Genomic DNA, 765 nt, shown 5'->3' on the forward strand with positions numbered 1-765 from the left:
AATCAAAACCGCCGGCTTAGCCGGCGGTTTCCACTGACCCTATAAGGGTCTTTCACCAGCTGCACCCGTGAGGGTGCATGAAAGCGGCCGCCAACCGCACTACTTACTCAACTGCTGCTAAAGCAGCTACTATTTCTTTGTTTTTTCCACTGGCTCTCCCGTAAACGGGTCAATATATTCCTTTATACTAATCTGATCAGCTACCATGTCTTCTTGTAGCTGATTTTTTATATATTGCTCAATTTTCTTTGCATTCTTTCCTACTGTATCTACAAAATAGCCTCTGCACCAAAAGTGCCTGGATCCATATTTGTATTTTAGATTAGCGTGCCTATCGAAGATAATGAGTGAACTTTTACCTTTCAGATACCCCATAACTTCTGATACACTATACTTTGGAGGGATACTGATAAGCATGTGGATGTGGTCTGGACAGGCCTCTGCTTCATGAATGATTATCCCTTTTCGGTTGCAGAGGTCTCGCAATATTTGTCCGATCTCCGTTTTAAGATTTCCATAAATGACTCTTCGTCTGTATTTTGGTGCGAATACGATGTGATACTTACAATTCCAACTTGTATGTGATAAACTATTTTTGTCCATTCGTGGACACCTCCTATGTTATTTTTTGTTTGGTTTAGCGGCCAACTAAAATTTTATCATAGGAGTTTTTGTTCTTGAAGCTTAAGCTGATTTTGTCCACCTGCATAGCAGGTGGTTTATTTGTTTCAAATTAACCATTTGAAACGCACTAAAGTGACACAA

At 40.1% G+C, this 765-nt stretch carries 1 protein-coding gene; it reads right to left on the reverse strand.

What is annotated here, in order from left to right; genetic code table 11:
* Positions 1-129: 129 nt before the first annotated feature.
* A complete protein-coding gene (gene tnpA, locus J3A84_RS15230; RefSeq protein WP_207600905.1) occupies positions 130-603 on the reverse strand; it encodes an IS200/IS605 family transposase in 474 nt (157 codons plus the stop codon).
* Positions 604-765: the final 162 nt, after the last annotated feature.

The sequence above is a fragment of the Proteiniclasticum aestuarii genome (assembly GCF_017368455.1).
Lineage (GTDB): Bacteria > Bacillota > Clostridia > Clostridiales > Clostridiaceae > Proteiniclasticum > Proteiniclasticum aestuarii.